This window comes from Zoogloea ramigera (genome assembly GCF_006539865.1).
GTDB lineage: Bacteria > Pseudomonadota > Gammaproteobacteria > Burkholderiales > Rhodocyclaceae > Zoogloea > Zoogloea ramigera.
In genome coordinates, this window is the sequence record NZ_BJNV01000005.1 from 54,040 (window position 1) to 75,114 (window position 21,075).

General features: G+C 71.9%; 12 protein-coding genes. 7 read left to right on the forward strand and 5 right to left on the reverse strand.

What is annotated here, in order from left to right; all coding sequences use genetic code 11:
• Window positions 1-9: 9 nt before the first annotated feature.
• From ZRA01_RS01770 to ZRA01_RS01785, 4 genes are all read left to right on the forward strand, one after another.
• On the forward strand, window positions 10-696 hold the full coding sequence (locus ZRA01_RS01770; protein WP_141349037.1) for a class II aldolase/adducin family protein: 687 nt from the start codon (window positions 10-12) through the stop codon (window positions 694-696).
• Window positions 668-5,077, forward strand: a complete 4,410-nt coding sequence (locus tag ZRA01_RS01775; RefSeq protein ID WP_141349038.1) for a response regulator — start codon at window positions 668-670, stop codon at window positions 5,075-5,077. The genes ZRA01_RS01770 and ZRA01_RS01775 overlap by 29 nt, the downstream gene beginning before the upstream one ends.
• Window positions 5,077-6,225 (forward strand): response regulator, encoded by a 1,149-nt coding sequence (locus ZRA01_RS01780; protein WP_141349039.1) that lies wholly within the window; start codon window positions 5,077-5,079, stop codon window positions 6,223-6,225. The genes ZRA01_RS01775 and ZRA01_RS01780 overlap by 1 nt, the downstream gene beginning before the upstream one ends.
• Window positions 6,226-6,346: 121 nt before the next feature.
• Window positions 6,347-9,091 carry a putative bifunctional diguanylate cyclase/phosphodiesterase gene (locus ZRA01_RS01785; protein WP_141349040.1) on the forward strand — a complete coding sequence of 915 codons (2,745 nt, stop codon included), beginning with the start codon at window positions 6,347-6,349 and terminating at the stop codon, window positions 9,089-9,091.
• 441 nt (window positions 9,092-9,532) lie between these two features.
• On the opposite strand, the gene ZRA01_RS01790 is transcribed toward ZRA01_RS01785, so the two are convergent.
• The 5 genes from ZRA01_RS01790 to ZRA01_RS01810 are packed head-to-tail and all read right to left on the reverse strand — an operon-like array spanning window position 9,533 to window position 12,816.
• Window positions 9,533-9,856, reverse strand: a complete 324-nt coding sequence (locus ZRA01_RS01790; RefSeq protein WP_141349041.1) for an AzlD domain-containing protein — start codon at window positions 9,854-9,856, stop codon at window positions 9,533-9,535.
• Entirely contained in the window at window positions 9,853-10,554 is a 702-nt protein-coding gene (locus tag ZRA01_RS01795; protein ID WP_246093248.1) for an AzlC family ABC transporter permease, read from the reverse strand. The genes ZRA01_RS01790 and ZRA01_RS01795 overlap by 4 nt, the downstream gene beginning before the upstream one ends.
• Before the next feature lie 3 nt (window positions 10,555-10,557).
• Window positions 10,558-11,070 carry an LEA/WHy family protein gene (locus tag ZRA01_RS01800; protein ID WP_141349042.1) on the reverse strand — a complete coding sequence of 171 codons (513 nt, stop codon included), beginning with the start codon at window positions 11,068-11,070 and terminating at the stop codon, window positions 10,558-10,560.
• The gene (locus ZRA01_RS01805) at window positions 11,064-11,942 is read right to left on the reverse strand and encodes an NAD(P)-dependent oxidoreductase (RefSeq protein WP_141349043.1); all 879 of its coding nucleotides are present in this window, start codon (window positions 11,940-11,942) and stop codon (window positions 11,064-11,066) included. Before ZRA01_RS01805 ends, ZRA01_RS01800 begins: the two co-directional genes overlap by 7 nt.
• A gap of 1 nt (window position 11,943) precedes the next feature.
• Window positions 11,944-12,816 carry an NAD(P)-dependent oxidoreductase gene (locus tag ZRA01_RS01810; protein WP_141349044.1) on the reverse strand — a complete coding sequence of 291 codons (873 nt, stop codon included), beginning with the start codon at window positions 12,814-12,816 and terminating at the stop codon, window positions 11,944-11,946.
• Between the two features lie 173 nt (window positions 12,817-12,989).
• Here ZRA01_RS01810 and ybiB point away from each other — a divergent pair, with 173 nt between their 5' ends.
• The 3 genes from ybiB to ZRA01_RS01825 all read left to right on the forward strand — a co-directional run bounded on the left by ybiB (window position 12,990) and on the right by ZRA01_RS01825 (window position 20,963).
• A complete protein-coding gene (gene ybiB, locus ZRA01_RS01815; protein WP_141349045.1) occupies window positions 12,990-13,913 on the forward strand; it encodes a DNA-binding protein YbiB in 924 nt (307 codons plus the stop codon).
• A 90-nt stretch (window positions 13,914-14,003) separates the two neighbouring features.
• Window positions 14,004-14,801 (forward strand): caspase family protein, encoded by a 798-nt coding sequence (locus ZRA01_RS01820; RefSeq protein WP_141349046.1) that lies wholly within the window; start codon window positions 14,004-14,006, stop codon window positions 14,799-14,801.
• Between the two features lie 111 nt (window positions 14,802-14,912).
• Window positions 14,913-20,963 (forward strand): CHAT domain-containing protein, encoded by a 6,051-nt coding sequence (locus ZRA01_RS01825; protein ID WP_281279818.1) that lies wholly within the window; start codon window positions 14,913-14,915, stop codon window positions 20,961-20,963.
• Window positions 20,964-21,075: the final 112 nt, after the last annotated feature.

Sequence of the window (21,075 nt, forward strand, 5' to 3'; positions counted from 1 at the left end):
AGCCTCCCCATGAACGAAACCGTACTGCGCGACGGCCTCCTCGTCACCGCCCGTGCGATGGCCGCCAGCGGCCTCAACAAGGGCACCGCCGGCAATGCCAGCGTGCGCTGCCGGGACGGCTTCCTGATCACCCCCAGCGGCCGCCCCTACGAAGACTGCCACCGGGACGACATGGCCTTGGTGGCCATGGACGGCAGCTGGCGCGGCCCCTTCGCCCCCTCCAGCGAGTGGCGCATCCACCGGGACATCCTGGCCGCCCACCCGGAGGCCGGCGCCGTGCTCCACGCCCACTCGCCCTTCGCCACCGCGCTGGCCTGCCACCGGCGCGACATCCCCGCCTTCCACTACATGATCGCCCGCTTCGGCGGCAGCGACATCCGCTGCGCGCCCTACGCCACCTTCGGCACCCAGGCGCTGTCCGACGGCGCCCTGGCGGCCCTCGAAGGGCGCAGTGCCTGCCTGCTGGCCAACCACGGCATGCTCGTCTTCGGTGCCGACCTGCGCCGCACCCTGGCCCTCGCCATCGAGTTCGAGACCCTCTGCGAACACTACTGGCGCGCCTGCCAGCTGGGCACGCCGAGCATCCTGTCGGAAGCCGAGATGGCCGAGGTGATGATCCGCTTCACAACCTACGGCAAGCCCCAGCCCGCCAGCGCCCCGCCACCCGATGCAGCACCCCGCGACGACCAGGCCTGAGCCCCTCGCCGCGCCCGCACGCCGCCTGGCCTGGCGCCTGGCGTTGCTGGTGGCCGGCTGCCTGCTGGCCTTCGCGGCGGCCGTCCACTGGCTGCTCATCGCCCCCGCCGCCGAACGGCTTGCCGAGGCCCGGCTCGAAGCCGCCGTCGGCCAGGCACGCGCCGAAACCCTGCTCCGCCTGCGGGAAATCGAAGCCCAGCTGAACCGCGCCCGCCTGCACAGCCCCGCGGCAGCGCAGGCCGACGACCCGATCGGGCTGGCAGAGAGGCTGGCCGAGGCGCTGGCCAACACCGACAGCGCGATCATCGCCGTTCATCTGTGGGGCCCGGACGGCCCCGGCCTCACCCTGCGCCGAGACGCCGGGGGCTGGCGCCCGGCGCCCCCGCCCGCCCGCGACGCCGGGCCGGCTCAACCCTGGCTCAGCGCCGCGCTCAAGGCCCCCGGCGACGCGCCCATCGGCTGGAGCGCCCCTTATCCCCTTCCCGCCAGCGGCGATACCGGCGTCGCCGTGTTCACGCGCTGGCTCGGGCACGACGGCCGCGTGCAGCGGCTCGCCTTCGAGGTGAAGCTCGACCCCCTGCTGCGGCCCGCCAGCGGCACCCCGCTGGGCGAGCGGGGCGGCAGCCTCGTGCTCGACGACGGCGGCCGCGTCATCGCCCGGCCGCCGCCCCCCTTTCCGGCCCCGCTGCAGGGCGCCTCCGACGTCCCGGGCCGCGGCCATGCCCGCTGGAAGGAGGCCGGCCGGCCGGAGGGCGAAACGCTCGGCTTCGAGCACGGCGATGAGGCCTGGCGGGCCCGCTTCGCGCCGCTCGACGTCGGCTCACAGCGCTGGTGGATCGCCGGCTTTGCCCGCCTGGCCGATTTCACGACGCCCAGCCTCCTGACCAGCGCCGGCCTGGCGGCCCTGCTGCTCGCCCTCGCCGCGCTCACGGCCCTCCTCACCCGCCGGTTTGCCGCCCGCAGCGACGATGGCATCGCCGGCTCCGAAGAACGTACCCGCGCCGAGCTGAACGATGCCCTGGCCGCCGTCACCCGCCGCGAGGCCGCGCTGCAGGAGCAGCTCGCCGACCAGCTCCAGTTCTCCCACGACCTGCTCGACGCGCTGCCCAACCCGGTCTTCTACAAGGACAGCGAGGCCCGCTACCTGGGCTGCAACCGGGCTTTCGCCGACGCCTTCGGCACCACGCCCGAGGCCCTCGTCGGCAAGACCGTCCTCGAGCTGCCCTTCCTTCCCCCCGAGGTGCGCAGCGCCCACTACGCCCGCGACCTGCAGATCCTCGCCCGCAAGTCCACCGCAGATCTCACCCTGCGCCTGCCCTTCGCCGACGGCCGCCAGCACGACATTTTCTACCGCACGCGCAACTTCGGCCTCGCCGATGGGCGGGCGGGCGGCCTGCTCGGCGTGCTGGTGGATCTCAGCAGCCAGCATGAGGCCAGCCGCGAGGCCCGCAGCGCCGAGGAAACCAGCCGCCGCATCCTCGAATCCAGCCCCGTCGCCATCGTCATCAACCGCACCGATGGCCCGCCCCTGTTCGCCAACAGCCGCGCTGCCGAGCTCGCCGACACCGACATGCAGGAGTTCATGCGCCGGCCCGCCGTGAGCTGGTTCCGCGACCCGGCGCTGGCCGGCCAGCTCATCAGCCGGCTGCAGCAGGGCAAGCCCGTGCGCGACTTCGAGATCGAGTTCCGGCGCAACTCCGGCGAGGCCCTGTGGACCCTCGTCAGCATGGAGCGCATCGTCTTCCAGGGCGGGCCGGCGCAGCTCACCTGGGTTTACGACATCACCAGCCGCAAGTCGGCCGAGCAGGAGCTGCGCAAGCTCTCGCTGGCCGTCGAGCAGAGCCCCTCGATGCTCGTCATCACGCGGCCCGACGGCATCATCCAGTACGCCAACCCCTGTTTCTGCCGCATCATGGGGCGCCACCCCGACGAGCTGATCGGCACCCGGCCGGCCCTGCTCGACGCCGCCGGCCAGCCCATCGACTACCTCGCCGGGCAATGGCACGCCCTCGAGGGGCGCGCGGTGTGGAAGCGCGAATGCCAGCTCCAGCGTGCGCCCCGGAGCCCCCTGTGGGTGGGCATCTCGGTGAGCGGGCTGGCGGAGGACGCCGACCACGGCAAGGCCGGCATCAGCCACTGCGTGTGGGTCCTCGAAGACGTCGCCGTCCATCGCCAGGCCCTCGACACCCTGCGCCACGCCAAGCGCCTCGCCGAAGAAGCCGCCGAGGCCAAGACGCGCTTCCTGGCCAACATGAGCCACGAGATCCGCACCCCGATGAACGCCATCCTGGGCCTCGCCAGGCTCAGCCTGGACGCCGGGCCCGAGCCCCGTCAGCGCGACTACCTCGAAAAGATCCAGGTCTCCGCCGCCAGCCTGCTGGGCATCGTCAATGACATCCTCGACTTTTCCAAGATCGAGGCCGGCCGGTTGGGCATCGAGGCCACCCGCTTCTCCCTCGACCAGGTGCTCGACCGCCTCATCACGGTGGTCGCCCACCGGGCGCAGGAAAAAGGCCTCCGCTTCCTCGTCGAGGTGCAGCCCGGGCTGCCGCGGCAGCTCGTCGGCGACCCGCTGCGCCTGGGGCAGGTGCTGATCAACCTGCTGGGCAACGCCGCCAAGTTCACCGAGCGGGGCGAGATCCGGCTGCAGGTGGACGGCCACGACACCGACGACGGGCAGCTTGCCCTCACCTTCACCGCGAGCGACACCGGCATCGGCATGGACGCCAGCCAGATCGCCCGCCTCTTCGAGGCCTTCTCCCAGGCTGACAGCTCGATGACCCGGCGCTTCGGCGGCACCGGCCTGGGCCTCGCCATCTCGCGCCACCTGGTCGAGCTGATGGGCAGCCAGCTCGAAGTCAGCAGCGAGCCCGGCCGGGGCAGCCGCTTCAGCTTCACGCTCCACCTCGGCCGCGCCGAGCCGGCCCCTGCGCTGCCACCCGAGACACCTTCCGGCCTGCATGTGCTGGTGATCGACGCCGACCCGCGCTCCCGCCACATCCTCCAGCAGCTCCTCACCGAGCTGTCCCACACCAGCGAAGGCACCGACGCCCCCGCCGCCGCCCTCGACATCCTTCGGCGGGTCCATCCGGGCCGCCCCTTCGACCTGCTGCTGGCCCCCGGCCCAGACGTCGACGCAGCCGCCAGGCTCGTCCGGCAACGCCCCCCGGAGCGCCCCCGGCTCATCGCCCTGACCGCCTTCGGCGACGAGGCCGAACTCCCAGGCGCCGACGGCCGGCTCCAGCTTCCCACCACCGCCCCCCGCCTGCGCGAAGCCATCGCCGCGGCGCTGACCCCCGGCGACACGGCCGCCCCCGCGCCGCCGCCCGCAGCCCCGCTGCCGGCCCCCGCCCCGTTGGCCGGGCTGCGCGTCCTGCTGGTCGAAGACAACGACATCAACCAGCTCATCGCCCGCGGCCTGCTGGAGCAGCTGGGCGCCACCGTGCACGTGGCCGACAACGGGCGTCTCGCCCTCGACGCCCTCGACGCCGCCGGGCCCGACGCCTTCGACCTCGTCCTGATGGACCTCCAGATGCCGGTGATGGACGGCCTCGAGGCGGCCCGCCAGATCCGCCAGGACGCCCGCTTCCGCCATCTGCCCATCGTCGCCATGACCGCCCACGCAATGTCCGAGCAACGCCGGCAGTGCCGCGAAGCCGGCATGGACGACCACATCGCCAAACCCATCCTCCCCGAACACCTCACCGGCACGATCCTGCACCACACGCGCCGGCGCCCCCGCGGCGAGCCCCCCGCCATCCCGGCCGGCCCCCCGGGCCTGCCCCATATCGACGGCCTCGACACCGCCGGCGGCCTGCGCCGCTGCGGCGGCAACACCGAGCTCTACCTTCGCCTCCTGGCCCGCTTCATGGGCAGCCAGGCCAACACCCTGGCCGGTATCGACGCAGCCCTCGCCGACGGCAGGACGCGGGACGCCGAACGGCTCGCCCACACCCTGCACGGCACCGCCGCCAACCTCGGCGCCGACGCCCTGCGCCAGGCCGCCCGCCGCCTCGAAGCGGCTCTCCGGGACGGCCAGCCCGGCACCGACGCCCGCGACCAGCTGGCCCGGGAATGCGAGCGCCTCAGCCAGGGGCTCGCCGACGCATTGCCGGCCCCGGCAGCGCCCCCGGCCGCAGCGGAGCCAGACAGCGCCGCCGTGGACGCCGCCATCGCCCGCCTGGTCATGCTCCTCACCAACGCCGACGGCGCCGCCCCGGACGCCTTCCGCGCCATCCGGGCCGCCCTGACCGCCCGTTTCGGGTTGTCGGTGGTCACAAAAATATCCGAAGCGCTTGATCATTACGACTATGATCAAGCACTTGCGCACCTCCACGCACAGACGTCGATGGCGCCGACAGCCGCTCGAGAAAAGCCGTAATGCACTCCATAGACAGCCACCGCCCGCTCATCCTCGTCGTTGACGACGCGCCCGACTCCATCGAGCCCATCGTCAACTGCCTGCACAAGGCCGATTTCCGCACCCGCATCGCCACCCGGGGCGAACGCGCGCTGCAGCTGGCCGCCAGCACGCCGGTGCCCGACCTGATCCTGCTCGACGTCACGATGCCCGACATGGACGGCTACGAAGTCTGCAGCCGCCTCATGAACAACCCGGCCACCGCCAGCATCCCGGTGATCTTCCTGTCGATCCGCAACGAAGAGCTCGACGAGCAGCGCGGCTTCGACGCCGGCGCGGTGGACTACATCACCAAGCCGATCAGCCCGCCGCTGGTCCTCACCCGGATCCGCAACCACCTCACCCTCAAGGCCGCCAGCGACTTTCTGCGCGACCGCAACGCCTACCTCGAGCAGGAGGTCGGCCGGCGCACCCGTGAGCTGGCCCTGCTCCAGGACGCCACCATCGTCGCCATGGCCTCCCTCGCCGAGACTCGCGACAACGAGACCACCCACCACATCCGCCGCACCCAGCTCTACCTGCGCACCCTGGCCCGCCACCTGCAGCACCACCCGCGCTTCGCCGCCGAGCTCACCGAGCAGAACATCGACCTGATGTACAAATCGGCCCCGCTGCACGACATCGGCAAGGTCGGCGTGCCCGACCGCATCCTCCTCAAGCCCGGCGAGCTCACCCCCGCCGAGTTCGAGATCATGAAGCGCCACACCACCCTCGGCCGCGACGCCATCAGCAAGGCCGAAACCCTGTTCGGTGTCTCGTCGAGCTTCCTGCGCTTCGCCAAGGAGATCGCCTACTCCCACCAGGAAAAGTGGGACGGCAGCGGCTACCCCCAGGGCCTCGCCGGCGAACGCATCCCGCTGGCCGCCCGCCTGATGGCCGTCGCCGACTCCTACGACGGCCTGATCAGCCAGCGCGTCTATAAAAAAGCCCACAGCCACGCCGAGGCCGTCGCCATCCTGGCGGCCCACCGCGGTACCCACTTCGACCCGGACATCATCGACGCCTTCCTCGAGGTGCAGTCCGACTTCCAGGGCATCGCGCGGCGTTTTGCCGACGCCCCGATCGACGAGGCCGCCGAGGCCGAGCGCGTCCGGCTGATCCTCGGCTAGCCGGCTGGCGCAGGCCGGCACCGCCCCTCCAGTTCAAGAATGCCCTGCCTCGACCGTTAGAAGCCTTACAGACGGGACCCGCCCCAGAGGCCCCGCGTCAGACTTCAACACAGGAGAGCAGATGACCAGCAGCCCGACACCTTCCCGGGTGTTCGCCGCATTGCGCCGCCATGGGCTGGCGCTGCTGGTGCCATGCAGCATCCTCGCCATCACCTTCGGCGGCTACCGCGACAATCTCCAGAAAGAAGAAGCCAGCCGGCTCCTGCTGTTCCAGGCCCAGGCGCGGGTGCAGGTCAATCACCTCCGCGAACGCGCCGGCAGCCTGCTCCAGCTCGCCGAGAAGCTCCACACCCTGCGCCCGGAAAGCACCGGCAAACGCCCCGACGGGCTCGGCCCGGTGCTCGCCCAGCACCCGGAGATCCTGCGCGTCGGCGTCCTCCGCAGTGGCCCCGGCGGCAGCCTCATCACCGACAGCGCCGAACCCAGCCCGTCAGGCCCCCTGCCAGCCAGCGCCGCCAGCCTGCGCGACGCCCTCCCGGCGCTGGGCGGCAAACCCATGCTCAGCGCGCCCTATGCCCTTCCGGGTGACGGCGCCCAGGGCCGCCAGGCGGTCCTGATCCTCAGCCCGCTGCCCGGTACGCGGCGAGAGTTCGCCTTCATCGAGGTCGGCACCGAGCCCCTCCTGCGCCACGGCGTCGCCCCTGACGAGGGCCTGAGCGGCGCCCCGCGTTTCGTCGTCGACGTGCTCGACACCACCGACGCGCCCCGCCCGGTGTTCACGAGCGCGGCCGCGCCCGGCAGCCACGACAGCACCACCAAGAGCCTCGGCGCCTACGCCGAAGGCATCACCCTGGCCCAGCGTCACTGGCTCGTCATCGTCAGCCCGGGCGCGGCCGCCACCGGTGCGCTGCTCGACAGCGGCTCTGGCCGCTGGCTCGTCGGCGGGCTGCTGCTCACCCTGCTGGCCATCGCCATCCAGCACACCGTGCAGAGCCGCGCCGACGCCGTGCGCCGCCAGGTGGACGAAAAAACCCAGGCCCTCGCCGAAGCCAACGACGCCCTCGGCCGCTACATCGGCGCCCTGGCCGACGCCAACCGGCGCCTCGCCAGCGAGGTCGACGAGCACGCCCGCGCCGAAAGCCAGCTGCGCGAAACCACCAGCCTGCAGCGGGCCATCCTCGACTGTGCCGAATACGCGGTGATCTACACCGACGCGAAGGGCACCATCCGGGTCATCAACCCCGCCGCCGAGCGCCTCTTCGGCTACCGGGCCGACGAGCTGATCGACAAGGCCACGCCGCAGATCCTCCACCCCGATGAGCACGCCCCCCGCTGGACGCTCGAAGGTAGCACCATCGGCCTGATCTCGCTCCCCCCCGGCGCCGAGAGCCACTCCGCCGAGTTCGACATGCGCCGCCGTGACGGCAGCCTCTTCCCGGCCAGCCTGTCGGTCTCCATCGTGCGCGACACGCTCGGCCAGATCCGCGGCTACCTGGGCATCATTGCCGACATCACCCAGCGCGTCGACGCCGAGAGCCGCATCCGCCACCTCGCCCACTACGACAACCTCACCTCGCTGCCCAACCGCAGCCTGCTCAACCGCCATCTCGCGGACGTCCTCAGCGCCGCCCGGGCGCGCCACCGCCGGGTGGCCGTGCTGGTCACCGACCTGGACCACTTCAAGTACGTCAACGACACCCTCGGCCACCTGGCCGGCGACCAGCTGCTGCTGGCGGTGGCCCAGCGCCTGCGCACCGGCGTACGCGACGGCGACCTCGTGGCCCGCACCGGCGGCGACGAGTTCGTCATCGTGCTCGCCGACCTCGACGAAACCTATCTCCCCGAAGAAGCCGGCGAGCGCCTAATCGCCAGCGTCGCCCGCCCCTTCGAGCTGGCCGGCCACCAGCTCACCGTCACCATGAGCGTCGGCATCGCGCTCTATCCCCACGACGGCGTCGATGGCGACACCCTCGTCAAGAACGCCGACGCCGCCATGTACCTGGCCAAGGAGCGCGGCCGCAACCAGGCCCGCTTCTTCGATCACGGCCTCTCCAGGCGCTACAGCGAACGCCTCGAGCTCGAGGGCCGCCTGCGCCAGGCCGTCGAAGCCCGTCAGCTGGCCCTTTACTACCAGCCCCAGGTGGACACCCTCTCGGGCGAGCTGATCGGCATGGAAGCGCTGATCCGCTGGTGCCAGCCCGACGGCAGCATGGTGCCGCCCGACAAGTTCATCCCGATCGCCGAAGAATGTGGCCTCATCGTGCCCATCGGCGCCTGGGTGCTGCGGGAGGCCTGCCGCCAGCAACAGGCCTGGCTGCAGGAGGGCATCAGCCGGGTGCCGGTGGGCGTCAACCTGTCGGCCCGCCAGTTCGACGACACCACCCTGCTCGCCACCATCCAGGCCGCCCTCGCCGAGAGCGGCCTGCCGCCGGCCTACCTCGACCTCGAGCTCACCGAAAGCCTGGTGATGGGCAACCCCGAACACACCCGCCAGGTGCTGGCCGAATGCAAGCAGCTCGGGCTGCAGCTGTCGGTGGACGACTTCGGCACCGGCTACTCCAGTCTGTCCTACCTCAAGCGCTTCCCGATCGACCGGCTCAAGATCGACCGCTCCTTCATCGCCGACATCGTCACCGAACCCGACGACGCCGCCATCGCCCAGACCATCATCGCCATGGCCCACACCCTGCGCCTCGAGGTGATCGCCGAGGGCGTCGAGACCGAAGCCCAGCTCGCCCTGCTGCGCCGCTGGCGCTGCGACGCCTACCAGGGCTACCTGTGCAGCCGCCCCCTGCCCGCCGACGAGATGACCAAGCTGCTCCGCCAGCTCCGCGCCACCCGCCAGGTCGCCCTCGCCAACATCTGAAGCATCCGCCAGAGGTGGAACACCGCAGCACGGACGGGCAATGCCGCCGCCGGCGAGCACCGGGGCCAGCGCTGCAAAAAGCATCAACGTCGGTGCCCCAGGGGTGCTGCGTCGCTGCAAAAAGCATCGACGTCGGTGCCCCGGGGGTGCTACGTCGCTGCAAAAAGCATCAACGCCGGTGCCGCGGGGGTGCTACGTCGCTGCAAAAAGCATCAACGCCGGTGCCCCGGGGGTGCAACGCCGCTGCAAAAAGCATCAACGTCGGTGCCCCGAGGGTGCAACGCCGCTGCAAAAAGCATCAACGCCGGTGCCCCGGGGGTGCAACGCCGCTGCAAAAAGCATCAACGTCGGTACCCCGGGGGTGCTGCGTCGCTGCAAAAAGCATCGAAACCGGGGCCTTTACCGGCGTTAGCGCCCCCCGCCCGAACCGGCCCCGACCCGCTACAGCACGGCCTTGAACAGATACAGCGCCGCCATCCCCACCGCGATGGTGGCCAGCACGTTGCCAGTGCGCCACGCCACCACCGCCGCCACCAGGGCCGCCCACGGCTTGGGGGCGGCCAGCGCGAAGGCCACCTCGCCGGCGTGGATGAACAGCTCGCTCGCCGCCAGCGCCGCAAAGCTCGCCGGGGCGATGTGGCGGCACAGGCTATGCAGCCAGCGCGGCAGGGTTCGCCCGGCGAAGAGGCCGATCATCGCGTAGCGGAACAGAAAGGTGAGCGCACCCACCGCCGCCAGCATGGCCACCAGCGCGAGCGTGCTCACCGCCGCGCCTCCCCGCGCCGGGCCACCGCTGCCCCGGCCAAGAGCCCCAACACGATCGCCAGCACCAGGCCCAGCCGGTAGGGCAGCGCGGCCAACGCCAGCACCGCCAGGGCCGCCACCAGGGCCGCCGCCTGCCCGGCGCGCTCCTTGACCAGCAGCGTGAGCAGCGCGATGAAGGTGAGCGGCACCGCAAAGTCGATGTCCCACTCCGGCGGAATGCGCGCGCCAAAGGCAATCCCCAGCGCCGTGGACAGCTGCCAGCAGCCCCACAGGGTGAGGCCGCAACCCAGAAAGTACCAGTGGCGCAGGTCCGGCCCCGGCCCGGCCGGCCGGGCATAGCGCAGGATCGCCACCGCGTAGGCCTCGTCGGTGAGCAGGTAGGCCAGCAGCACCCGCCAGCGCCGCGGCAGGTGCCGCACATGCTCGGCCACCGACGCGCTGTAGAGCATGTGGCGCAGGTTGAGCAGCACCGCGGTCAGCCCGATCGGCAGCGCCCCCGCCGCCGCGCCCAGCATCTGCACGATGACCAGCTGGGCCGCCCCGGCAAACACCAGCATCGAGGTGAGCTGGGCCAGCCACACCGGCATCCCCACCGCCAGCGCGCCGATGCCGTACAACATGCCGAAGGGGATCACCCCCAGCTGCAGCGGCGCCTCGTCACGGCAACCGGCCAGGAACTCGTCTACACGTCGTCCCACCGCTCAGAACTTCTCCACCGGGCCCTTGCCGCCGCCCGCCTCGCCGAGGCCCTTGGGCAGCTCCACCTCGCCGGTCTGGTCGAAGTCGATGCCGCCAAAATTGCCGGTAACAAGGCGCCCGCTGATCCGGTAATCCACCTTCTCGCGGCCCTTGAAGGCCTTGAACTGACGCAGGAGACCGCCCAGCCCGGTGGTGGCGGTCACGTCCACCATCGCCTCGCCGAGGCGCGGGATGACCACTGGCTGGTTGCCGACGCCCTTGGCGAAGGGCTGGCCGTTGAGATCGACCTTGAAGGTGAGGCCCTCGATCGCGATCTCGCTGGTGTTCGGGTTCATCACCCGCAAGGTCAGCAGAAAGCGCTGCTCGAGCAGGTTGCCGTCGAGCAGGCGGATGTTGGCCACGCTGACTTCGGGCTTCTGCATGCCCAGCCTCAGGCCGGCACAGCCGCCCAGGGCAGTCAGCCCCAGCATGGCCACGGCGAGCCCGGCGAGGCGGCGGCGTGAGGGGTTCAGCATGGCTTTTTCTCCCTGGGTTCCATGGTTTCCAGCATCCGCAGCAGGCTCGCGGTGTCGTCCCGGGCACCGCCGGTCGCCATCAGCGCGTTGAGCTGCTGCCAGGTCTGGGCGGCCACCGGCAAGGGTGCGCCCAGCTGGCGGGCCTCGTCCATCAAAATGGCGAAATCCTTGTGGTGCAGGCGGGCCTGGATGCCGGGCACGAAGTCGCGCCGGGCCATCCGCCCGCCCATCACGTCGAGCACCCGCGAAGCCGCCGAGCCGCCCAGCAGCGCCTCGCGCACCCGGGCCAGGTCGAGCCCGTGGGCGCCCGCCAGGCGCATTGCCTCGGCCGAGGCCTGGATCGCATTCACCATGACCATCTGGTTGCAGGCCTTGGCCACCTGGCCGGCGCCGGCCGCGCCGATGTGCACCACCGTCTTGCCCAGGCATTCGAACAACGGGCGCACCCGTTCGAGCACCGCCGCGTCGCCGCCGGCCATGATCGCCAGCGTCGCGTCCCGCGCGCCCTGCTCGCCGCCCGACACCGGCGCATCCAGCCAGCCGACACCCTTTTCGGCATAGCGCGCCGCCAGCCGCCGCGCCGTGGCCGGGGCGATGGTGCTCATGTCCACATGCACCGCGCCCGGCGCGAAGCCCTCGATCAGCCCTGCAGCCAGCTGCTCGACGTCCGCGCTGGCGGTGATGATCGAGATCACCACCTCGCACTGCGCCGCCAGCTCGGCCGGCGTCGCGCACCAGGCGGCCCCTTCGGCCAAGAGCGCCGCCGCCGACTCGGGCCGCCGCGCCCACACCGCCAGCGTGTGCCCGGCCGCCATCAGGTGGCGGGCCATCGGCAGGCCCATGACGCCCAACCCGACAAATCCGACTCTCACCTCAGTCTCCCGACAGGCCTTCGAGCAGCTTCAGCGCGGCAACGGAGTCCTCCTCGCCCAGGCCGCTGCCGACCATCGCGTTGAAGAGCTGGGCGCTGGCCGCGCTGGTGGGCAGCATCAGGCCCAGGCGGTGGGCCTCCTGCAGCACGATGTTCATGTCCTTCTGGTGCATCCAGGCCTTGAAGCCCGGCTTGAAGTTGCGGTCGAGCATGCGCTGGCCGTGGTTTTCGAGGATGCGGCTGTAGGCGAAGCCGCCCAGCAGCGCCTCGCGCACGCGGCCGGCGTCGACGCCGCTCTTGCGCGCAAAGTTGAGCGCCTCGGCCACCGCCATCACGCCCACCCCGGTGAGGATCTGGTTGCAGGCCTTGGTCACCTGGCCGGCCCCCGAACCGCCGATCAGCGTGACCGACTTGCCCATGCAGGCCAGCACCGGCTGCACCTTGTCGAAGGCCGCCGCGTCGCCGCCGACCATGATGGTCAGCCCGCCGCTGATCGCCCCCACCTCGCCGCCCGACACCGGCGCGTCGAGCATCGCGAGGCCCCGCTCGGCCATCTGAGCGGCGATCACCTGGGCCGCCGCCGGGGCGATGGTGCTCATGTCCACAAAGATCAACCCGGGCTTCGCGCCCTCGGCCACGCCGCCGACGCCCAGCGCCACCTGCTCCACGTCGGCCGCGTCGGAGACCATCGAGAACACCACGTCGCAGGCCGCGGCCACCTCGGCCGCGCTGCCGGCGCCCTTCGCCCCGGCCTCGAGCAACGGCGCCATCGACTCGGCGCGGCGCGCCCACACGGTGAGGTCAAAACCGCCCTTGAGGATGTTGAGCGCCATCGGACGCCCCATGATGCCCAGACCGACGAAACCGACTTTCATGAACTGTCCTTAAATGGGGAAAAGGGGCGAGGGTAGCCGGCGCGGCGGGAAGTGGGAAGTAGGAAGTGGGTAGTGGGGCGGTATTGACGTGTGCGCTGGCGACAGCACGCTCCCCACTCCCCACTCCCCACGCGCTAAACTCGCGCACTCTCACCCAGCAGCGGAATCCCCCCATGTCCTACGCCCCCTTCATCAAGGAGATCGGCCGCGGGCCGAAAGGCTCCAAGCCCCTCAGCGTGCAGCAGGCCGAATCCCTCTTCGGCGACATGATGGACGGCCGTGTGCCCGACCTCGAGCTCGGCGCGATCATCCTGTCGATGCGCATCAAGGCTGAGAGCACCGACGAGCTGCTCGGCTTCCAGCAGGCCCTCGACGCCCGCTGCGCCCGCCTCGCGGTGCCCGCCGGGCCGCGCCTGGTGGTGCTGCCCACCTACAACGGCGCCCGCCGCCAGCCCAACCTGATGCCGCTGGTGGCGCTGCTGCTGGCGCGCCAGGGCGTGCCGGTGCTGATCCAGGGCCGGCATGATTTCGAGACCCGCGTCAGCCCCTTCGAGTTGCTTGCGGCGCTGGACATCACCCCCGCCGCCAGCATCGCCGAGGCAGAGGCGCGTCTCGCCGGCGAGCATCTGGCCTGCCTGCCCCTCGGCCTCCTCGCCCCCGGCCTCGAGCCGCTGCTCGCGCTGCGCGTGCGGCTGGGCGTGCGCAACAGCGCCCACACCCTCGCCAAGCTCCTCGACCCGGCCCCCGGCCACAGCGTGCGGGTGGTCTCGGTGACCCACCCCGAATACCTCGAGCGGATGCACGCCCACCTGGTCGCCCAGGGTGGCGTGGCCCTGCTGCTGCGCGGCACCGAGGGCGAAGCCTTCGCCAACCCCCGCCGCCGCCCGCGCCTCGAAGCCTTCGCCAACGGCAAGGCCTGGGACGCCTTCCCCGCCGAAGAGGGCGGCGCCCCGCCCCTCGAGACCCTGCCCGACCAGCCCGAAGTGGAAGCCAACGCCGCGCTGATCCGCGCCATGCTGGCAGGCAGCCTGCCCACGCCCCAGCCCATCCTCGACCAGGTCGCCGCCCTCGCCGAGCTCGCCCGCACGCCGCGCTGAGCGCCCTGGATGCCCGTTGACCTTTGCCGGCCTCCTGCTTAACTGAAACAAGAAGGCGGCACTGCCATGACAAACAACGGGAGACAGACCATGAGCAAGAAGGCGCTGTGCATCGGCATCAACGACTACCCGGGCACCCAGAACGACCTCTCCGGCTGCGTGAATGACGCCAACGACTGGGCTGCGGCCCTCACCGCCCGCGGCTTCGCCGTCACCAAGCTGATCGACGCCCAGGCCACCAAGGCAGCCATGGTGTCGGCCATCAGCGGCCTGGTGGGCGGCGCAGCCAAGGGCGACAGCGTGGTCATCACCTACTCGGGCCACGGCACCTGGGTGCCCGACCAGAACGGCGACGAGCCCGACGGCCGCGACGAGGGCCTGTGCCCGTGGGACATCGGCTCCGGCAAGGTGCTCCTCGACGACGAGATCGCCGCGCTGTTCGCACACCGGGCCGCTGGCGTACGCGTGCTGCTGATTTCCGACAGCTGCCACTCGGGCTCCGTCACCAAGGGCGACAGCGACGACCTCGACGCCGGCATGCCCCGCGCCCGCTTCCTGCCCCCCAGCGTCTGGATGAAGGCCGACGAGCTCCCGGCCTCCCGTGTCTCCAGCCTGCCCATCATCAGCGGCATGTCCCGCAGCGGGGGCGACCTGCTGATGGCCGGCTGCCTCGACACCCAGTTCAGCTGGGACACCCGCTTCAAGGGCCGCCCCAACGGCGCCTTCACCTATTACGCCCTCAAGACCCTCGCCGCGCTGCCGGCCGGGGCCAGCTACGCCCAGTGGTTCAAGGCCATCACCCCCACCTACCTGCCCACCAACCAGCTGCCCCAGAACCCGCAGCTCTTCGGCAGCCGTACGGCCCGCGCGTGGAAGGTGTTTGCCTGACGGTGCGCCCCCGGTGTCACCGAGTTAACAGATAAGCCCGCCCCCGCCCTCGGGGTGGGCGGCCTGCCTGATGCCGGTCCCTCCCCGGACCGTCCCTTCCGGGAGATCGTCGTGCCCACCGCCACCACCCGGCTCCGCCTGCCCGCCGCCGCCCCCTCGAGCGCCACCCCCGCCACCCTCCCGGGCGTGCTTACAAAGCCCGGCAGCCGGGCCGTCGGCGCCGCGCCCGACCCCCTGCTGCCCGACATCCTCACGCCCCTGCAAAGCTGGCGCCTCGCCGGCACCAGCCGCAGTGACGAGGCCCCCAGCCCGGCGGCCCTCGACGCCGACAGCCGCCTGCTCGCCCTCGAGGCCACCGACGGCACGACGCTCTTCATCCGCGCCGACGAACTCGCCGCCCGCCTGGGCCGCCTGGCCCTCGCCCAGCCCGCCCTGATCGGCCCGGACGGGGCCGTCGACCTCGCCGCCTTCCGCCCCCGCGACGCCTCCAGCCGCGGGCTCGGCCAGTGGCTGTGGCGCCAGGTCACCGCCCTGGCCGTCAAGCCCGACGACATCACCGAGCTGGCCCGGGCGCGGGCGTCCGAATGGCTGGGCGGCAAGGTCGAGGATCTGGCCGTCGCCGGCGCCTCAACCCTCGGCGCCAAGGCCATCGTCTCGGTGATCGAAGAGCGGCTCGCCGGCCCCCCGGGGCTGTACCCCTGGTCCGGCGGCGCCCTCAACGACACCGACCGGCTCGAGAGCGGCGCCCCCCGCCTCGCCGGGCTGGCCGGGCGCCCGGCGCTGGTCTTCATCCACGGCACCGGCTCCCACACCCTGGGCGGCTTCGGCGCGCTGCCCGGCAGCAAGGCCTGGGCCGACCTGCAGCGGCAGTTCGGCGAGCACATTTATGGTTTCGAGCACCGCACCTTCTCCGAGAGCCCAGTCGACAACGCCCTGCAGCTCCTGGCGGTGCTGCCCAGGGGGGCCCGGCTCCATCTGGTCACCCATTCCCGCGGGGGCCTGGTGGGCGACCTGCTGTGCCTCGACACCGCCCCGGGCAACAGCCAGGCGCTCGACAGCCTGATCGCCGACTTCCGCCGCCGGCCGCGGCCCGACGAGGCCCCCCGCGAACAGGCCGACCCGGCCCTCGCCCGCCAGCGCGAAACCTGGGCGGCGGAAGAGCGCAAGAGGCTCGGCAAGCTGGTCGGCCTGCTGCGCACCAAGGATGTCCGCGTGGAACGCTATGTGCGCGTCGCCTGCCCGGCCCGGGGGACCTCGCTGCTCACCGACAACCTCGACATCTTTCTGTCCGGCCTGTTCACGCTGGTCCGCAAGTTCGGCAGCCTGGGCGCCCAGGCCGCGGGCGGCGCCATCGGCGGGCCCGGCGCCGGCGCCGCAGCGGCGGCGGCCACCGAGCGGGGGCTGCGCTTCCTCGGCCGGATGCTCATCGAAGTCGCCGACAAGCGCCTCCAGGCCCACGCCCTGCCGGGCATCGAGGCGATGCTGCCCGACTCGCCGCTGGGCAGCCTGCTCGGCCGCGCCGCCAGCCGCGAGGGGCTCAGGATGGGCGTCATCACCGGCGACATCGAAGGCGGCGGCCTCCTCAAGCGCCTCGGCCGGATGTTCACCGACTCGGTCTTCTTCGAGCAGGCTGACAACGATCTGGTGGTGGACACCCGCTCGATGTACGGCGGCATCGCCTGGCAGGCCGGTGCCCGGGCCCTCTTCGTCCAGGGCGAAAACGTCAATCACTTCCGTTACTTCCGCGACGACACCCCCGCCCCCTCCGGCCAGCCCCTGCCCCGCGCCCTGCAGGGCTGGCTGGCCGCCGACGACCCCACCGGCCTCCCCGACTGGGAGGCCCCCGCCATCGCCGAACCCGAGCCCGAACTCCCTCCGGCAGGCAGCAGCCGGGGTGCCGGCCGGGCCCCACTGCTGCTCTTCCTGCCCGGCATCATGGGCAGCCGCCTGAAAGCCGACGGCGAGCTGATCTGGCTCGAGCCCCTGCGCCTCGCCGGGGGCGGGCTCAAACGCATCGGCATCGACCACGAGGCCGAGGTGCCGGCCAAGGACGGGCTCGTGGCGCTGGCCTACGGCAACCTCGAGCGCTACCTCCGGCGCTCCCATGAGGTGGAGCCCTGGCCCTACGACTGGCGCAAACCCCTCTCCGAGCTCGGCAAGAAGTTCGCCCAGCGCCTCGAACAGGCCCTGGACGACCACCCGGACATGCCGGTTCGCATCCTCGCCCACAGCATGGGCGGGCTGGTGGTGCGCGCCGCCCTGGCCACCCGACCCGGCCTGTGGGACAAGTTCGTCGCCCGGGACGGCAACCGGCTGGTGATGCTCGGCACCCCCAACAAGGGCTCGCACCTCTTCGTCGAAACATTGCTGGGCCAGTCCGACACCATCCGCACCCTGGCCCGGCTCGACCTCGCCCACGACCTGCAGGACATCCTCGACATCGTCGCCGCCTTCCCCGGCGCCCTCCAGCTGCTGCCCGCCCCCGGCTTCGTCGATACCGACGGCCGCCCCCCGCGCAACTTCTACGAGCGCAGCACCTGGGACACCCTCGCCGCCCTCAACGACGACTTCTGGTTCGGCAAGGCCCTCTGCGGGCGCCCCAGCCAGGGCCGGCTGGACGAGGCCCGCGACACCTGGGCCGCCATCGCCGACACCCGCTGGGTCGGCAGCGCCCCCGAGCGCATCGCCTACGTCTTCGGCCAGGCCGACAACACCCCCTGCGGCGTGCTCGAACAGAGCCGCAACGGCAAGCCCGTCGGGCTCGTGATGCGCGGCACGCCCCAGGGTGACGGCTCGGTGACCTGGGCGGCCGGCGACCTGCCCGGACTGCCCGCCGAGCGCAAATGGCTGATGCCCGTCGACCACATGGGGCTCACCAGCACCCGCAACTATTTCGAAGACATCGACGCCCTCCTCGTCACCGGCAATCCGCGCAGCCTGGCCCGGCTGCCGGCAAGCCGCGGCGAGGGCGCGGCCGAGGTGCGCAGCTACCGCGCCGGCCCGCCCGAAGGCTATCTCTCCGAACCCGAGGCCACAGCGCGCATCCTCGGTGGCCGCCTGCGCCCGGCCATCCGCCGCCCCCGCAGCAGCGAGGTCCGCGTCTCGGTGCGGGCGATGGACCTGCGTTTCCTGCAACAGCCCGTGCTGTGCGGCCATTACCGGGGCGACCCGATCGCCGCCGCCGAGGGCATCATCGACCGCCACCTGGTGAATGGCGCCCTCAGCCACCGCCAGCGCCTGGGCATCCACTCGGGCGAGCTGGGCAACGCCACCATCGTGCTGATGCCCCGCAACCGCGAGGAGCGCCGTCGCCACAGCGGCTGCGGCGCGGTGGTCGTCGGCCTGGGCGAGATGGGGCACATCGACGCCGACGGGGTGACCCAGGCCGTGCGCGCCGGCGTGCTGCGCTACCTGCTCCACGCCTCCGACCGCTATGGCGAGGAATGTCTCGACGAGCCCGCCCCGCCCACCGACAGGGCCGACGCCCCGCTGCGCCTCAAGCTCGCCAGCCTGCTGATCGGCACCAACTCGGCCGCCCGGCTCGACGTGGCTGACGCCGTGCGGGCAGTCACCCTGGGCGTGCTGCAGGCCAACCGCGAGTTCGACCAGGGCGCCGAGAGCCGCAACGCCCGGCGGGCCATCGTGGCCGACCTCGAGTTCGTCGAGATCTACCGCGACACCGCCATCGCCGCCGCGCGGGCCGTCCTGGCCCTCGGCGGCCGGCTCGAAGCCGATCTCAAGCGGCTCGGCTACACCCTCAAGCCGGCCGACACGCTCAGCTGCGGCGAAGGCATCCGCCAGCGCCTCGACGCAACCCCCTTCAGCGACTACTGGCCGCGCCTGGTCGCCTGCGACGCCGACGCGGAGGCCACGTCATACGGCCCCGACAGCGTCACCCCGCGCTTCCAGATCCCCATCCCGCGGGATGCCCTGCGCCGCATCCTCAGCCTCTACGGCCACGCCGACGAGGTGCGCAACGGCCAGCTACCCATCCCCACCGGGCTCGACGTGCCGCCCACCACCCACTACGCCGAGCGCATCAAGTTCATCTACATGGGCGAGCGGGCGCGGGCTGAGAGCATCGTCCAGCAGCGCCAGCCGGGCCTCGTCGAAACCTTCACCCGCAGCGCCCTGAACGGCCCCAACAGCACCGCCTACACCCGCGAGCTCGGCTTCGGCAACACCCTCTTCCAGCTGCTCGTGCCCCCCGAGTTCAAGGCCGCCGCCCGCAAGACGAGCAACCTGATCCTGGTCGTCGACGAAGCCACCGCCAACCTGCCCTGGGAGATGCTCGAGGCCGACGGCAAACCGCTGGTCGAAAAAACCCGCGTCATCCGCCAGTTCATGACCCAGCGCTTCCGCCGCGAGGTGGTGCGCACCGACAGCCTGAGCGCCTGCATCATCGCCAACCCGGACACCGAGGGCTTCAACGCCCAGTTCGGCGGCGCCGGCTGGCAAACCCGCAGCGGGCCCGACGGGCAGGCCGAGCGCGACAGCCTCGCCGACCTGCCCGGCTCCACCCTCGAAGGCGACGCGATCCGCGGCATTCTCGAAGGCGCTGGCTACCAGATCGCCTACGCCCCGCCCGACAGCCGCGCGGCCGACGTATTCACCCGCCTGTTCGCCCAGCCCTGCCGGGTGCTGGTCATCTCGGCCCACGGCATCTACGGCCGCAAGGCCGCCGACGGCAGCTACCGCAGCGGCGTGGTGCTGTCCGACGGCCTGCTGCTGTCCGCCGCCGAGATCGGGCTGATGGAAACCGTGCCCGACCTGGTCTTCCTCAACTGCTGCCACCTGGGCAAGATCGGCCCGGAGCTCGGCGACGGGAGCAACCGGCTCGCCTACAGCCTGTCCCGCGAGCTCATCGAGATGGGCGTGCGCTGCGTCGTCGCCGCCGGCTGGGAAGTCCGCGACGACGCCGGCCAGACCTTCGCCGAAACCTTCTTCGAGCAGATGGCCATCGCCGGAGCCAACTTCGGCAACGCCATCCACGTCGCCCGCCGCGTCGCCCGCGAGCGCCACCCCGACTGCAACACCTGGGGCGCCTACCAGGCCTACGGCGACCCCGCCTTCGCGCTGCGCACCCAGCCCCCCGAAGCCCGCGACGAGCAGCCCCTGCTGGCGCCCGACGAGTTGATCGACTGGCTCGAGCAACGCTGCCTCGCCCTGCAGCTCCCCGACGGGCAGGCCCGCCGCGGCGAGATCGGCTTCAAGGCGCTCAAGGCGCAGGTCGACAAACGGCTCGGCAAGGTCCAGGCCGACTGGGCCACGCTGCCGGAAGTCCAGCAGGCGATCGGCAGCCTGTATGCCGAATTCGGGCCCGACGGCTTCGAGGCGGCCCACGGCGCCCTCCTGCAGGCCGTGGCCGGCAACTCCGGGCAGGGGCGCGTGGCGATCCAGGCCATCGAGCTGCTGGCCAACATCGAGGCCCGCCAAGCCGAGAGGCTGGCCCGCCAGGGCCGGCCGGGCGCGCTGCAGATGGCCGACGACGCGGTGGCCCGCATCGAGGCCCTGGTGCGCCTCTCGGCCGCGTCGCCCACCGCCCCGCAGCCCGCGGCGCCCGCGGGTAGCCGGCCCAACGTGGAGCGCCAGTCCATCCTCGGCAGCGCCTACAAGCGCAAGGCCATCGTCCAGCTGCTCGAGAGGCACGCCTGGAAAGACATCCAGCCAACCCTCGCCCTGGCGCGGGACGCCTACGCCCGCGGCGCCGGTGAGCCCGACAGCCCCGACTGGGACCCGTACGGCCTCATCAACCGGCTCCAGCTCGACGCCCTGCTCGGCGACGAGGCTGCGGTGGATGCGGGCCTGATCGCCAAGTGCCAGGACGCCGCACGCAGCCGCTTCGACCAGACCGGGGAGTTCTTCGATGCCATCAAGCCGGTCGATGCCAGCCTCGCCCTGTGGCTGGCCGACACCAGGAGCCTGGGGCCCGACCCCGGCGCCGAACTGAAAAGCCTGTATCGGGACGCCGTGCACCAGCTTTACCGCTCCGCACTCGAGTTCGACTCGGTGGTCACGCAGCTGAACCTGCTGGCCGACTTCCTGCGCTGCCGCGACGCCGACGACCCGCGCTGCGCCGTGCTCGACGCCCTCGCCTTCCAGCTCGGCGGAACTCCGGCGGCGGCCCCGCCGCGCCGGAAGGCTCCACGCAAACCGGCATAGGCCGCGCCGCTCCGCGCTGGTGCATTTCGGCCAGCACGCACTCAAACGGGTCACACCGCCCCCCATCCTGGTGCCAGGATGGGGCTCATCGCCCCGAAAACAGCCACCATCC

Coding starts and splice junctions, on each gene's coding strand:
- ZRA01_RS01820 (WP_141349046.1), top strand. CDS start 14,004: ATGAGCAAGAAGGCGCTGTGCATCGGCATCAACGACTACCCGGGCACC.
- ZRA01_RS01775 (WP_141349038.1), top strand. CDS start 668: ATGCAGCACCCCGCGACGACCAGGCCTGAGCCCCTCGCCGCGCCCGCA.
- ZRA01_RS01800 (WP_141349042.1), bottom strand. CDS start 11,070: ATGCTGAACCCCTCACGCCGCCGCCTCGCCGGGCTCGCCGTGGCCATG.
- ZRA01_RS01785 (WP_141349040.1), top strand. CDS start 6,347: ATGACCAGCAGCCCGACACCTTCCCGGGTGTTCGCCGCATTGCGCCGC.
- ybiB (WP_141349045.1), top strand. CDS start 12,990: ATGTCCTACGCCCCCTTCATCAAGGAGATCGGCCGCGGGCCGAAAGGC.
- ZRA01_RS01770 (WP_141349037.1), top strand. CDS start 10: ATGAACGAAACCGTACTGCGCGACGGCCTCCTCGTCACCGCCCGTGCG.
- ZRA01_RS01810 (WP_141349044.1), bottom strand. CDS start 12,816: ATGAAAGTCGGTTTCGTCGGTCTGGGCATCATGGGGCGTCCGATGGCG.
- ZRA01_RS01780 (WP_141349039.1), top strand. CDS start 5,077: ATGCACTCCATAGACAGCCACCGCCCGCTCATCCTCGTCGTTGACGAC.